The sequence below is a fragment of the Streptomyces sp. NBRC 110028 genome (assembly GCF_001417735.1).
Lineage (GTDB): Bacteria > Actinomycetota > Actinomycetes > Streptomycetales > Streptomycetaceae > Streptomyces.
In genome coordinates this window covers 120094-133365 of the sequence record NZ_BBUZ01000024.1, presented here as the reverse complement: position 1 = coordinate 133365, position 13272 = coordinate 120094, and the positions used below count along the sequence as shown (strand labels likewise).

The window sequence follows — 13272 nt, the reverse complement described above, 5'->3', positions numbered from 1 at the left end:
GGATACGTACTCTCCGGTTCAACGGTCAACCGGAGGCGCGCATTCCCGGTCCGCGAGCCGCACCGGATGCGCGATCTCCGCGCGAAAGCGGTGCGGGGTGTGTCCCTCGCGTACCGTCGCGCCCACCGCGACCGCCGCCCAGGTCACCGTACCGCGCGGCGCCCGCACCACCATGACCAGCCGGTATGTACCCCCGATGGGGACCGTGCCGGTGCGGCGGATCTCCCAGCCGGGGTCGGAGCGCAGCTCCCGCCGCGCCTCCACGCAGACCCGCTCGCCGGCCGGTGGCGCGTGGTGGTCGTCCCGGAGCCCCAGCCGGGGCCCGAGGCGGACCGGTGCGGACGGGTCGGCGGTCCCGGTGAGCTGATGCGGGGCCATGGACCAGGCGATCGGCCCGGAGACCGGGGGCCGCTTGATGTCCGCCGACAGGGTCAGATCGAGGTTGATCGCGTGCAGAGCGGGTTCCGGCGCCTCCTGGGCGCAGGTGATCGCACAGTGCAGCAGATGGTAGACGGCGGTGTGCGTCTCGGCCTCCACGAAGGCCAGCAGTCCGGGGTCCCCGGTGACCAGTTCGGACGTGACCGGGACGGACACCGGTCCGCCCAGGGTGAGGTGTCCGGTCAGCGCCGGGGACTGGGGAGTTTCCTCGGAGACCAGGGTCAGTTCGCGCTCGGGAAGTGCGGGGAGAATGACGTCGATCATTTCGTGCCCCCTTCGCGGCTCGGTGGTTCCCAGGGAGTGCGCCCGTCCCGTACCTAGGTGTGGTACAGCGCCTCGACCTCGACGGCGTACGCCTGTTCGATCGCCTTGCGCTTCAGCTTCAGGGACGGTGTCAGGAGACCATGCTCCTCCGTGAACTGAGCGGCAAGTATGCGGAACGTACGAATCGACTCGGCCTGCGAGACGGTGGTGTTCGCCGCGACCACCGCGCGCCGGATCTCGGTCTCCAGATCCGGGTCCCGGACCAGCTCGTTCGCCGCCATCGGCGGTTTGCCGCGCATCGTCAGCCAGTGCGAGACGGCCTCCGGGTCCAGAGTGACCAGCGCCGCGACGTACGGGCGGTCGTCACCGACCACGATGCACTGGGCCACCAGCGGATGCGCCCGCACCCGCTCCTCCAGCCCCACCGGGGAGACGGTCTTGCCGCTGGAGGTCACCAGGATCTCCTTCTTCCGCCCGGTGACCGTCAGATAGCCGTCGTCGTCCAGCGTGCCCAGATCGCCGGTGGCCAGCCAGCCGTCGCGCAGCACGGCGTCGGTCGCCTTCGGATCGCCGAGGTAGCCGTTGAAGATCTGGCCGCCGCGCAGCCAGATCTCGCCGTCGTCGGCGATGTGGACGGTGGTGCCGGGGATCGGCTGGCCGACCGTGCCGTACCGGGTCCGCTCGGGCGGGTTGGCGGCGGCGGCCGCGGTCGACTCGGTCAGGCCGTACCCCTCGTAGATGGTGACGCCCGCGCCCCGGAAGAACAGCCCGAGCCGCCGCTCCATGGCCGAGCCGCCCGACATCCCGTGCCGGACCCTGCCGCCCATCGCGCCGCGCACCTTGCTGTACACGAGCTTGTCGAAGAACTGGTGCTGCATGCGCAGCGAGGCGCTGGGGCCCGCGCCCAGGCCGAACGCCTTCTCCTCCACCGCCTCCGCGTACCGCACCGCGACGTCGACCGCCCTCTCGAACGGCCCCGATTTGCCCTCCGCCTCCGCCCGGCGGCGCGCCGCCGAGAACACCTTCTCGAAGATGTAGGGCACGGCGAGGATGAAGGTCGGCTTGAAGGACTGCAGGTCGGGCAGGAGCGCGGACGCCGCGAGCTTCGGCTGGTGGGCCAGCTTGACCCGGCCGCGGATCGCGGCGACCTCCACCATCCGGCCGAAGACGTGCGCGAGGGGGAGGAAGAGCAGGGTGGCTGTCTCGTCGCCGCGCTTGGAGCGGAAGGCGTCCTCGTACCGCTTGACGATGTTGTCGCACTCGGCCATCAGATTGGCATGGCTGATCACACAGCCCTTGGGACGGCCGGTGGTTCCCGAGGTGTAGATGATGGTCGCGGTCTGCTCCGGGGTCATCGCCAGCCGGTGCCGGTCGACCAGGTCGTCGTCGATGGACTCGCCGTCGCTGAGCAGCTGGTCCAGCGCCCCGGCGTCCAGCTGCCACAGCCGCTTGAGGTACGGCAGCCGGCCGACCACCGAACCGACCGTCATGGCGTGGTCCTCGTGCTCGACCACGCACGCCATGACCGACGCGTCGTGCAGCATCCAGAAGACCTGCTCGGCGGAGGAGGTCGGGTACAGCGGCACGCTCTGCGCGCCCACGGTCCACAGCGCGAAGTCGAACAGCGTCCACTCGTAGCGGGTGGGGCACATGATGCCGACCCGGTCGCCGAACCGGACGCCCTGGGCCAGCAGCCCCTTGGCGAGTGCCACCACCTCGTCCCGGAACTGGGCCGAGGTCACGTCCACCCAGCGGCCGTCAGGCGTCTTGCGGGCCAGCGCCACCCGATGAGGATCGGATTCCGCATGCTCGAAGACGGCGTCCGCCAGTCCTCCGGCCTGGGGCACCGACGTCATCGGGGGGACGGTGAACTCGCGCAATACCTGCTCCTTGAAGCCGCTCCGCACAGCGCCGCGACCGTACCCGATCCCGGCCCCCGGGCGGGAGAGGTGTTTCGTCGGGGAATAGTCGGAATGTGCGCTCGCCAGTGAGGTGAAAGAGCGTCAAACAGTCACTTCGGTAACCGGTTTGTGCGCGGCCTGCCCCTATGCGCCGCATGTGTGGCTGATATGTGACGACTTCCTGCACGGAATCTCTCCGATCACGGCACAGGTCGCGGTACAGGTCGCGGCCCGGGTCACGGTACGGGGCCCGGGTCATGGTACGGGGCCCGGGTCACGGCACGGGCCCGGCGAGGATCGCTTCCGCCAGCCGCTCCGCCGCCGCACGGGTCGCGGTGTCCCGCTGCCGCTCCCCGTACAGCAGGACGAAGTCCACCGGCCCCAGCTCCGGCAGTCCGGCCCGCTCCGGAACCGGCACCAGGCCCGGCGGGATCAGGCCATCGGTGTGCGCCATCACCCCGAGCCCCGCACGCGCCGCCGCCACCAGTCCGTTGAGACTGCCGCTCGTGCACGCGATCCGCCACGCCCGGCCGTGCCGCTCCAGTACGTCCAGCGCCCGGGCCCGGGTCAGCCCGGGCGGCGGGAAGAGGATCAGCGGCAGCGGACGGCCGGGCTCCAGCCGCAGCCCCTCCGCGCCGATCCACACCAGCCGGTCCCGCCACACCAGCTGCCCCCGCGGCCGCTCCTCCGACCGCTTGGCCAGCACCAGATCCAGCTTGCCCGCCTCCAGCCGCTGGTGCAGGGTGCCCGACAGCTCGACCGTCAGCTCCAGATCCACCTCGGGGTGATCGCGGCGGAACCCCTTCAGGATCTCCGGCAGCCGGGTCACCACGAAGTCCTCCGACGCCCCGAACCGCAGCCGCCCGCGCAGCCGGGTGCCCCGGAACCAGCTCGCCGCCCGTTCGTTCGCCTCCAGGATCGAGCGCGCGAACCCGAGCATCGCCTCGCCGTCCTCGGTCAGCTCCACCCCATGGGTGTCCCGGCTGAACAGCTGCCGCCCGGCCGCCTCCTCCAGCCTGCGGACGTGCTGGCTCACGGTGGACTGGCGCACCCCGAGGCGGTGGGCGGCCTGGGTGAAGCTCAGGGTCTGGGCGACCGCGAGGAACGTACGGAGCTGGGCGGGGTCGAACACGCCCTCCACTGTAGGCAGGCCCATCACGGAACGCGATAGCAGTCAGTGCGGTATGCGGGATTCCCGATGGGCCCGATCGCGGGCACGCTGGAGAGGGCCCGTCCGGGCCCGTTCGTACGTCACGCGAGACCGAGAAAGAGAGTTCATGCTCCGCCCGCGCCACCTGCTCCGTCGCACGATCCCGCTGCCCTCCTGGCTGCCCCTGGACGGCTTCATTCTCGGCCTGGTCGGCACCGTCGCCCTCGCCGCGCTGCTCCCGGTCAGCGGCCGGGCGGCCACCGTGACGGACGGGGCCACCACGGGCGCCGTCGCCTTCCTCTTCTTCCTCTACGGCGCCCGGCTCTCCACCCGTGAGGCGCTGGACGGGGTACGTCACTGGCGCCTCCACCTGACCGTGCTGGCCTGCACCTTCGTGATCTTCCCGGCGCTGGGCCTGGCGGCCCGCGGGCTCGTCCCCCACGTCCTCACCCAGCCCCTCTACACCGGCCTCCTCTTCCTGTGCCTGGTGCCCTCCACGGTCCAGTCCTCGATCGCCTTCACCTCGCTCGCCCGGGGCAACGTCGCCGCCGCGATCTGCGCGGGCTCCTTCTCCAGTCTGATCGGCATCGTCGTCACCCCGGTCCTGGCCGCGCTGCTCCTCGGCGGCAGCGGCGGCGGGTTCTCCCCCGACTCGATGATCCAGATCGCGCTCCAGCTGCTGGCCCCCTTCCTGGCCGGTCAGCTCCTGCGCCGCTGGATCGGCGGCTTCATCTCCCGCCACCGCGCGGCCCTGCGCCTGGTCGACCGGGGCTCGGTCCTGCTCGTCGTCTACGCGGCCTTCAGCGAGGGCATGACCCGGGGCATCTGGCACCAGATCACCCCCGCCCGGCTGGCGGTCCTGCTCGCGGTGGAGGCGGTGCTGCTCGCGCTCATGCTCACGCTGACCACGTACGGCTCCCGGAAGCTGGGCTTCCGCCGGGAGGACCGCATCACGATCACCTTCGCGGGCTCCAAGAAGAGCCTGGCAGCGGGGCTGCCCATGGCCAGCGTCCTCTTCGGCGCCCAGGCGAGCCTGGCCGTCCTGCCGCTGATGCTCTTCCACCAGATGCAGCTGATGGTCTGCGCCGTCCTGGCCCGCCGCTTCGCGGACCGGGCCCCCGAACCCGCCCCGGAGCCCGTGCCGTCAAAGACCCCGAAGGCCCCGGAGCCCGCTGCCGCCGTCCGCTGAGCGAGTCTTCCGGCAGCTTTCGCTAATCTCCGCACATGTCGAACACTCTTACCCATGGGGCCTTTCGTACCGAGCGCCTGTGGGCCGGGGCCGGTGTGTCCTCTCTCCTCCTGTTCCTCTCCTTCATGGTGGCCTGGGTGGACGCCCTGGAGTTCGACGAGCGGTGCAGCCAGGGAATGGTGAAGGGTCCCGGGCGGCTGGGCGACATCCGGCACCAGGCGTTTCCCCCGGCCATCATCTGCGAGTACGACGGGGGAGAGGTCTCCGCGGGCGGCACCGGGGTGCTGGGCGCGGTGATCTGGTGCGCCTTCGCGGGGCTCGCGCTCTGCGTGCTGCTGGCGCTGCTGGCCGAATGCGTCGAACTGCCCGCCGGAACCGGTCCGCAGATCTCCCGCAGGGAGCGGCTGCGCCGCACGGGGACGGCCTTCTTCGTCACCGGCTCCGTCTTCGCCCTGGTGTACGGCCTGGCGGCCTGGCCGCTGTTCACCGGCCCGTCCTCGGCCTGTTCGGCGGGCGGGGAGTGGGGCGTCTATGCGCCGAAGACGCTGGAGTACACCCTGTTCCCGCCGCAGGCGACGTGCATGACCCACAGCGGGAGCACCTCGCGGCTGAACGCGGGCTGGGTCGAGAACCTGACGGTGATGCTGGCCGTCCCCGCGCTGATCTCCGCGGCCGGGCTGGCGCTCGCCTGGCGGCGCGGGCGGCGTGAGGCACACGCCGTCCGCGCCGCGAGCGAGGCGTCAGCGGGATGACCGGATGTGGTCCAGGGGGAGGTGGGCGGTGGCGGACTTCCCGTCGACCGGGGCGTTGAACTCGCGGATCCGGCGCAGTTCGGTGTCGGTCAGCGCCCGGGCGTAGACGCGTACCTCGTCCAGGGCGCCCGTCATCCGGGACCGGCCGTCGACCGCCTCGCCGAGGTGGAGGGCGAAGGGGGAGGAGCGGCTGACGGTGCCGGGCGCGTCGGGCGCGGAGGCCGGGTCGGCGCCGTCCACCGTGAGGGTGAGGTGGCCGTCGGCGCGGGTGAGGGCCAGGTGGTGCCATGCGCCGTCGTTGTGGGCGGTGGTGGTGGCGACCGAGGCGGAGGTGTAGGTGGCCGGGCCGTTGACGGTGGTCATCAGGGCGCGGACGCGGTTCGAGGACGGTTCGCCGCGCACCCAGACCTGGGCCTGTTTGCCCCCGATGCCGCCCATCCAGAGGAACGGGTGCTGCCCGGAGGCGGCGGAGTAGCGGAACCACAGGCTGACGGTGAAGTCGCGGGTGCCCAGCGGCAGCGACGGGCGGTACGGGAGGCGTACGGCGTCGTCCGTACCGTCGAAGGCGAGCGCCCCGCCGAAGCGGCCCCCGGTCCCGGTGGCGCCGCCGAGGACGGTCGCGGGGCGGGCCCGGGGCGCGCGGTCGTCCGTGACCGGGGACGGGGCGGCGCGCGGGCCCAGCCAGTCCTCGGTGAAGCGGGCGAAGCGGATCTCGTCGCGGGCGTCCACCGCGCCGCCCTCGTACATCAGCCCGACCGTGCCCGGCGCGATGAGGGCCATGTCGGAGTAGCCGGACCAGTCGGTGGTGACCACCTTGCCGCGGTCGGTGCCCTCCCAGCCGCGGGCCTCGTCCCAGGAGGAGCGGATCATCATGGTGCGGCGCCGGTCGGGGTCGGCGGGCGCCGAGAACAGCAGCCGCCCGGGGCCGTCGCGGCCCGGGGCGCGCAGCCGGAGGACCGAGCCCTGCACCATCGGCGTGGACAGGCCGGGGATGGTGCGGAAGGGCGCGGCGAAGCTCTCGCCGCCGTCGCGGCTGACGGCGTAGTCGCGGTGGCCGAGGTCGGTGCCGTCCTGTTCGCGCCCGTTGACGTAGACCGAGCCGTCGGCCCGCTCCACCAGCGTCATCTCCGACGGCTTCTGGCGGAACGTCCCGTCCTGCGCTGTCGGGTACGAGTCCACCGCGCCGATCCTCCAGCGCCTGCCGCCGTCGTCGCTGTAGGCGAGCGCCGCGTGGTTGGCGGTGATGCGGGTGCCGTCGTGGCTCTCGGTGTTGACGGTGAAGAGCAGCCGCCCCCTGTGCCGCCCGTGCCGCAGCTGGATGCCGTGCACCGGGCCGGTGGCGTACCAGGAGTTCCACGTCGGCGGCAGCAGGGTGGAGCTCAGATCGCGCGGGGCGGACCAGGTGGCGCCGTCGTCGTCGCTGTACTGCAGGTGCGGGGTGCGGTCACACGGCACCTCGCAGCTCTGGGAGTCGTCGCGGCCGGTGTTGTACGTGCTGGCCAGCAGGATGCGGCCGGTGCGCGTGTCCACGACGGGCGCCGGGTTGCCGTGGGTGTCGCCGCCGCCCTCGTTGATCACCTGTAACGGGCCCCAGGTGCGGCCCCCGTCGGTGGAGCGCTTGAGCACCAGGTCGATGTCCCCGGCGTCGCCGCAGTTGTCCTTGCGGCCCTCGGCGAAGGCGAGCAGGGTGCCGTCCTTGGACGTGACGATCGCGGGGATCCGGAAGCAGAAGTAGCCCGCGTCCTGGCCGGACTTGAACAGGATCCGCTGGTCGAAGTCCGGGGCGGAGCCGGGGGAGCCGGAATCGGCAGGGGCCGCGGACACGGTGTCGTCCGTGTCCGCGGCCCCTGCCGGAAGCGGGGTCAGGGCCAGCGCCGCGACGGCGAGGAGCACCGAGGCGCGGCGCCACCGACGTCTGGTGCGGGGGCGGTTGCGGGGATCTGACGCCATGGTCACGACCTGCCCTTCAGAGCCATCTGGACATCAAGACATCACGACATCCCATGTCCCATGGAGACTGTCGCAGAAGTGTCCCGCTTTGCGACCCGTTGAAACAAGGACCGTGCGTCAGGGGATGAGGACGGCGGCCGGCGCGCAGGCTTCCGCCGGCGCTTCCGTCAGGGTGTCCGTCCGCACATCACGTCGTCGAGCAGCGACTGAACGGCCCGCTCGCCCGTCAGGAGCCGTTTGGCGTCGTACGTCGTGCCGGTGGTCATGACCACGACCGAGCGTCGCCCGTCCGGGGCGACGGCCGTCCTGATCGTGCCGCCGTCGAGGTCGCCGCCGTGGCCCCAGCGGTAGCCGCCGCAGCTCAGCGGCTGCCGGTCCAGACCGAGGCCGTAGCGCATCCCGGGGAAGGCCTTCTGGTACTCCGCGTCGACGGGGACGGTACGGCGCATCGCGGCGAGCTGCGCCGGTGGCAGCAGCCGCCCGCCCAGCAGCGCGGTGAGGAACCGGTCCAGATCGCGGTCGGTGCTGATCAGGGCGCCCGCGGAGCCCGCCGAGGCCACATTGCGGACGGTGGTGTCGGTCCACGTCGAGGAGCCGGGGAAGCGGTGGTACGTATGCGCGTGCGGGCCGCGCACCCGCGGATCGTCGCCGGGGTCGTAGGTGCCGGTCAGGCCCAGCGGGCGGACGATCCGGTCGCGGACCTCCGTGGACCACGGCCGCCCGGTGGCCTTCTGGATGATCATCCCGGCGAGGACATAGCCGGGGTTGGAGTAGTTCCACCGCGGACGCGGGTCGTTCTCGGCGGCGGGCGGGAAGTCGGGCCGGTGCTTCATCGCCCCGGCGACGATGTCCTCGGGGCCGAAGTGGCGGTACCGGCTCTTCTCGAAGGCGGCGGCCGTGCTTCCGGTGTTCTCCGTGGTGTCGTAGCGGTAGATCCCGCTGGTGTGCTGCAGCAGGTTCCGGATGGTGATCCGGCGGCCGTCGTTGCCCTTGCCGCGCACCACGCCCGGCAGCCACTTCTCCACCGGATCGCTCAGCGACAGCCGCTTCTCGGCGACCAGTTGCAGCATCACGGTGGCCACGAACGTCTTGGTGACGCTCGCGGCCCGGTAGTTCGCCCCGTAGGGCATGGGGCGGCCGGTGTGCAGTTCCTCCTCGCCCGCGCGGGCGTGGGTCCGGCGGCGGCCGTCCCGCACCTCCACCGTGATGCCGGTGTACCGGGCCTCCTTGAGTACCCGGGTCACCCGCTGGTTCAGCTGTGTCGAGGTGAGCGGGGCGGGGGAGGGGGCGGTGGGCACGGCGCGTGGGGTGTGATGACCGGCCGTGGCCGCCAGGACGGCGGTGACGCCGATGAGGAGGGCGGCGGCCGCCGCGGCGGCAGCGGCGAGGCGTAAACGGGCCGGCCTGATGCGTCGGTTCATATCCCCTCAGCCTGCCGGGGCGAGGGGGCCGCGACCACATGGTGGCGACCCCCTGCCCGGGTGGTGCCCGCACCCCCTGGAGGGGTGGAGCCGGCTAGGGGGTGTCGTGTGGGTCAGGCCGGGCTCCCGACGCCCGGACTGACCCACACGACACCCGCTGTCGGGCCGGGGTGGGGTCAGGGCTACCCCGGCCGGGCCGTCAGGACCCGCCGACTGCCGTCGGCAGGGCGAGCCGATGCTCGCCCGCGTACACGTTCATGGACGTGCCGCGCAGGAAGCCGACCAGCGTGAGCCCCGCCTCGTTCGCCAGGTCCACGGCCAGCGAGGACGGCGCCGAGACCGCCGCCAGTACCGGGATTCCCGCCATGACCGCCTTCTGCGCCAGCTCGAACGAGGCCCGGCCGGACACCAGCAGCACGGCCTCGGACAGTGGCAGCGCCCCCTGCTGGACGGCCCGCCCGACCAGCTTGTCCACCGCGTTGTGACGCCCCACGTCCTCCCGTATGTCCAGCAGCTCGCCCTCCGGCGTGAACAGCGCCGCCGCGTGCAGCCCGCCGGTGCGGTCGAAGACCCGCTGGGCGGCGCGCAGCCGCTCGGGCAGGTCGGTCAGGGTCTCCGGGGTGATACGGACCGGGGCGCACGTGTCGGCCGGCTCGTCCAGCCGCCAGCGCGCCGTCGTACGGACGGCGTCCAGGCTGGCCTTGCCGCACAGACCGCACGACGAGGTCGTGTAGACGTTGCGCTCGAGGGTGATGTCGGGGACGGGCACGCCCGGCGCGAGCTTCACGTCCACCACGTTGTAGGTGTTGGATCCGTCCTCGGTGGCGCCCGCGCAGTAGACGATGTTCGCCAGCTCGTCCGCGCTGCCGAGCACTCCCTCGCTCACCAGGAATCCGGCGGCCAGCGCGAAGTCGTCACCCGGTGTGCGCATGGTGATCGCCAGCGGTCGGCCGTTCAGCCGGATCTCCAGCGGCTCCTCGGCCACCAGAGTGTCCGGGCGGGTGCCGACCACCCCGTCGCGGACGCGGATGACGCGGCGTCGCTCAGTGACCCGTCCCATGTCGATCAGTCCCGGTTCTGTGCGTGGTTTCCGTACGTGCTGGGGCGTCTCATTCTCCCGCACGCGGTTGTGAAGACCGTAGCCCACCGTGTGCGTAAACTGTAGACAATAGCCAATCCGGGAATCCGGCCGACACCGATCCACAGGGGGCGCGATGCTGTCCAAGGGACTGCCGCAGGGCGCGGTGCCGAGGCTGGAGCGGCCCGGGCCGCTGCGCGAGCGCGTCTACGAGGCTCTGCTCGAGCTGATCACCACCCGCGCCCTCCGCCCCGGCCAGCACCTCGTCGAGAGCGAACTGGCGGGCCAGCTCGGCGTTTCCCGGCAGCCGGTGCGCGAGGCGCTGCAGCGGCTCAACACCGAGGGATGGGTCGATCTGCGCCCGGCGCAGGGCGCGTTCGTCCACGAGCCCACGGAGGAGGAGGCCGATCAGCTCCTCACCGTCCGCACCCTGCTGGAGGCCGAGGCCGCGCGGCTGGCCGCCGTGGGCGCGGGACCGGAGGGGATCGCGGCGCTGGAGGAGGTGTGCGCCACCGGTGAACGGGCGGTCCTGGCCGACGACGTGGACGGCGCCGTGGCCGCGAACGCCGAGTTCCACGCCACGGTGATGGCGCTCGCCGGGAACGCGGTGCTGGCGGACCTCGCCGCCCAGGTGCACCGCCGGGTCCGCTGGTACTACACCCCGGTGGCCCGGCAGCGCGGCAAGCAGTCCTGGATCGAGCACCGTGACCTGATCGCCGCCATCGCCGCGCGCGACGAGCGGCGCGCCACGGAGATCATGCGCGCGCACACCGAGCACACGCGCCGCAGCTACCACGAGCGCCCGACGGACTGACCGTGCCCATCGCGTGGCGCTCGGGCCTCAGCCGCGGGTGCCGTCCATACGGTCGACCGCGTCCTTGGCCTCCTTGAGGTCGGCGTCCGTGATCTCGCGGTACACCTTGATGGCCTGGATCTTCTTGTTCTCGCGCAGCAGCGCGGTCACCCGCTCCATGCCCGGCTCCTCCTGACGCACGCCCAGGTGGTCGAGGATCAGGTCCGCCTTGCGCTCCAGCCGGGCGGCCCGGCGCTCCATGCGCTTGAGGCGGGCTTCCAGGCCGCCGTAGATCACGATGACGGCCACGAGGGTGGCGAAGCTCGCTATTTCCATGATCGGCATGTTAACGGGTGGCGCCGACGGCGACTGACGGAAAATCGCCCCTGGCTGCCCGTAAGTTTGTCCTTCCGCAGGAGAAAGTGCGCATGGATTGCGGCGCAAGTTCTTCCCACCCCCGACAACCGCTGCTACGTTCCCCGTGAAAGCCCGACCATGTGCATGCCGATGACGGCGGGAGGGGCGGCGTGAGGCGCATGACGGCACGACCCGCGAACGCGCACCAGGCCCGGCTGCTCCGCCTGTTGCGCGACGGCGGCCCCAACTCCCGGGCCCAGCTGGGCGATCAGATCGACCTGTCGCGTTCCAAACTCGCCGTCGAGATCGACCGGCTGCTGGAGACCGGACTGGTGATCGCCGACGGGCTCGCCGCCTCACGGGGCGGGCGCCGCTCGCACAACATACGGCTCGCGCCCGCCCTGCGGCTGCTCGGCGTCGACATCGGCGCCACGTCCGTCGATGTCGCGGTGACCAACGCGGAACTGGAGATTCTCGGCCACCTCACCCAGCCCATGGACGTCCGCGAGGGCCCGGTCGCGGTGTTCGAACAGGTCCTGGCCATGGCCGCCAAGCTCCGCGCCTCCGGCGTCGCGGAGGGGTTCGACGGCGCGGGCATCGGAGTACCGGGCCCGGTCCGGTACCCCGAGGGCGTGCCCGTCGCGCCGCCGATCATGCCGGGCTGGGACGGCTTCCCCGTACGGGAGGCACTCAGCCAGGAACTGGGCTGCCCCGTCATGGTCGACAACGATGTGAACCTCATGGCCATGGGGGAGCAGCACGCCGGAGTCGCCCGCTCCGTCAAGGACTTCCTCTGCGTCAAGATCGGTACCGGTATCGGCTGCGGCATCGTGGTCGCCGGTGATGTCTACCGCGGTACGACCGGCAGCGCGGGCGACATCGGGCACATCCAGGCCGAGCCCGACGGCCGCCCCTGCGCCTGCGGCAACCACGGCTGCCTGGAGGCCTACTTCGGCGGAGCGGCCCTCGCCCGCGACGCCGAGGCCGCCGCCCGCGACGGCCGCTCCGCCGAACTCGCCGCGCGGCTGGAGGCCGCGGGGCACCTCGCCGCCACCGATGTCGCGGCGGCGGCCTCGGCCGGTGACGCCGCCGCCCTCGAACTCATCCGCGAGGGCGGCATGCGCACCGGCCAGGTCATCGCCGGTCTCGTCAGCTTCTTCAACCCGGGCCTGGTGGTGATCGGCGGCGGTGTCACCGGCCTCGGCCACACGCTCCTCGCCGCCATCCGCACCCAGGTCTACCGCCAGTCCCTTCCGCTCGCCACCGGCAACCTCCCCATCGTGCTGGGCGAACTGGGCCCCGCCGCGGGGGTCACCGGCGCGGCCCGACTGATCAGCGACCACCTCTTCTCCCCGGCCTGACCCACCCCTACGGCCCGCCGTCGCCGACGTGGTCCGTACCGAGGCACAGCGCGTGGCCCGTGTGGTACCCCCGGACGTGGCCTTTTCCCCACCCCGCCCCTTCCCGAACCGGGGCTCCACCCCGGACCCCGACCCCGCACGTGAACCCGGACTTCGCCCCGGACCCGCGTGCGGCCCCCGCCCCCGAACCCGACTCCCGAACCCGACTCCCGAACTTTGGCCCGGACTCGGACCTGGCCCCGGACTGGCCCTGGTTGGGGCCCGGAGACCCGGACCCGGGCTCCGGCCCGAGCCCCCGGACTCGGGCCCGGCCACCCGGACCTGGACCTGGGCCCGGGCCTGGACCCGAACTCGCCGCGGACTGACTCTGGCTGGGGCCCGGGGATCCGGACCCGGGCTCCGGCCCGAGCCCCCGGACTCGGGCCCGGCCACCCGGACCTGGACCTGGGCCCGGACCTGGGCCTGGGCCTGGGCCCCGGAGACCCGGGCCCGGGGCCTCCGGCCCGAGCCCCCGGACTCGGGCCCGGCCACCCGGACCTGGACCTGGGCCTGGACCTGGGCCCGGGGCCTCCGGACCGAGACCCCGGGTTCGGGCTCGGCCACCCGTGCCCGTGCCCG

The 13272-nt window shown here is 72.5% G+C and carries 11 protein-coding genes; 4 read left to right on the top strand and 7 right to left on the bottom strand.

What is annotated here, in order from left to right; all coding sequences use genetic code 11:
- Positions 1-18: 18 nt before the first annotated feature.
- The 3 genes from ASC60_RS09855 to ASC60_RS09845 all read right to left on the bottom strand — a co-directional run bounded on the left by ASC60_RS09855 (position 19) and on the right by ASC60_RS09845 (position 3735).
- Positions 19-702 (bottom strand): hypothetical protein, encoded by a 684-nt coding sequence (locus tag ASC60_RS09855; protein WP_055549036.1) that lies wholly within the window; start codon positions 700-702, stop codon positions 19-21.
- A 53-nt stretch (positions 703-755) separates the two neighbouring features.
- Positions 756-2582: a long-chain fatty acid--CoA ligase gene (locus ASC60_RS09850; protein ID WP_055549034.1), complete on the bottom strand. Its 1827-nt coding sequence runs from the start codon at positions 2580-2582 to the stop codon at positions 756-758.
- A 295-nt stretch (positions 2583-2877) separates the two neighbouring features.
- Positions 2878-3735: a LysR family transcriptional regulator gene (locus tag ASC60_RS09845; RefSeq protein ID WP_055549032.1), complete on the bottom strand. Its 858-nt coding sequence runs from the start codon at positions 3733-3735 to the stop codon at positions 2878-2880.
- 145 nt (positions 3736-3880) lie between these two features.
- On the opposite strand from ASC60_RS09845, the gene ASC60_RS09840 reads away from it, so the two are divergent.
- Both ASC60_RS09840 and ASC60_RS09835 read left to right on the top strand, forming a co-directional pair.
- A complete protein-coding gene (locus ASC60_RS09840; RefSeq protein ID WP_055549031.1) occupies positions 3881-4942 on the top strand; it encodes a bile acid:sodium symporter family protein in 1062 nt (353 codons plus the stop codon).
- Between the two features lie 35 nt (positions 4943-4977).
- Positions 4978-5694, top strand: a complete 717-nt coding sequence (locus tag ASC60_RS09835) for a hypothetical protein (RefSeq protein WP_055549029.1) — start codon at positions 4978-4980, stop codon at positions 5692-5694.
- On the opposite strand, the gene ASC60_RS09830 is transcribed toward ASC60_RS09835, so the two are convergent.
- From ASC60_RS09830 to fdhD, 3 genes are all read right to left on the bottom strand, one after another.
- The gene (locus tag ASC60_RS09830; RefSeq protein WP_055549969.1) at positions 5683-7644 is read right to left on the bottom strand and encodes a sialidase family protein; all 1962 of its coding nucleotides are present in this window, start codon (positions 7642-7644) and stop codon (positions 5683-5685) included. The two genes, ASC60_RS09835 and ASC60_RS09830, sit on opposite strands and share 12 nt — an antisense overlap.
- Before the next feature lie 167 nt (positions 7645-7811).
- Positions 7812-9065, bottom strand: a complete 1254-nt coding sequence (locus tag ASC60_RS09825; protein WP_055549027.1) for a serine hydrolase — start codon at positions 9063-9065, stop codon at positions 7812-7814.
- Positions 9066-9264: 199 nt separating this feature from the next.
- Positions 9265-10125 carry a formate dehydrogenase accessory sulfurtransferase FdhD gene (fdhD, locus tag ASC60_RS09820; RefSeq protein WP_055549025.1) on the bottom strand — a complete coding sequence of 287 codons (861 nt, stop codon included), beginning with the start codon at positions 10123-10125 and terminating at the stop codon, positions 9265-9267.
- 154 nt (positions 10126-10279) lie between these two features.
- Between fdhD and ASC60_RS09815 the strand changes: the two genes are divergently transcribed.
- On the top strand, positions 10280-10957 hold the full coding sequence (locus tag ASC60_RS09815; RefSeq protein WP_055549023.1) for a GntR family transcriptional regulator: 678 nt from the start codon (positions 10280-10282) through the stop codon (positions 10955-10957).
- Positions 10958-10984: 27 nt separating this feature from the next.
- Here the strand turns inward: ASC60_RS09815 and ASC60_RS09810 are convergent, their stop codons facing one another.
- Positions 10985-11272 carry a ribosomal protein L7/L12 gene (locus tag ASC60_RS09810; RefSeq protein WP_055549967.1) on the bottom strand — a complete coding sequence of 96 codons (288 nt, stop codon included), beginning with the start codon at positions 11270-11272 and terminating at the stop codon, positions 10985-10987.
- A 200-nt stretch (positions 11273-11472) separates the two neighbouring features.
- Here ASC60_RS09810 and ASC60_RS09805 point away from each other — a divergent pair, with 200 nt between their 5' ends.
- Positions 11473-12654 (top strand): ROK family transcriptional regulator, encoded by a 1182-nt coding sequence (locus ASC60_RS09805; protein ID WP_055549021.1) that lies wholly within the window; start codon positions 11473-11475, stop codon positions 12652-12654.
- Positions 12655-13272: the final 618 nt, after the last annotated feature.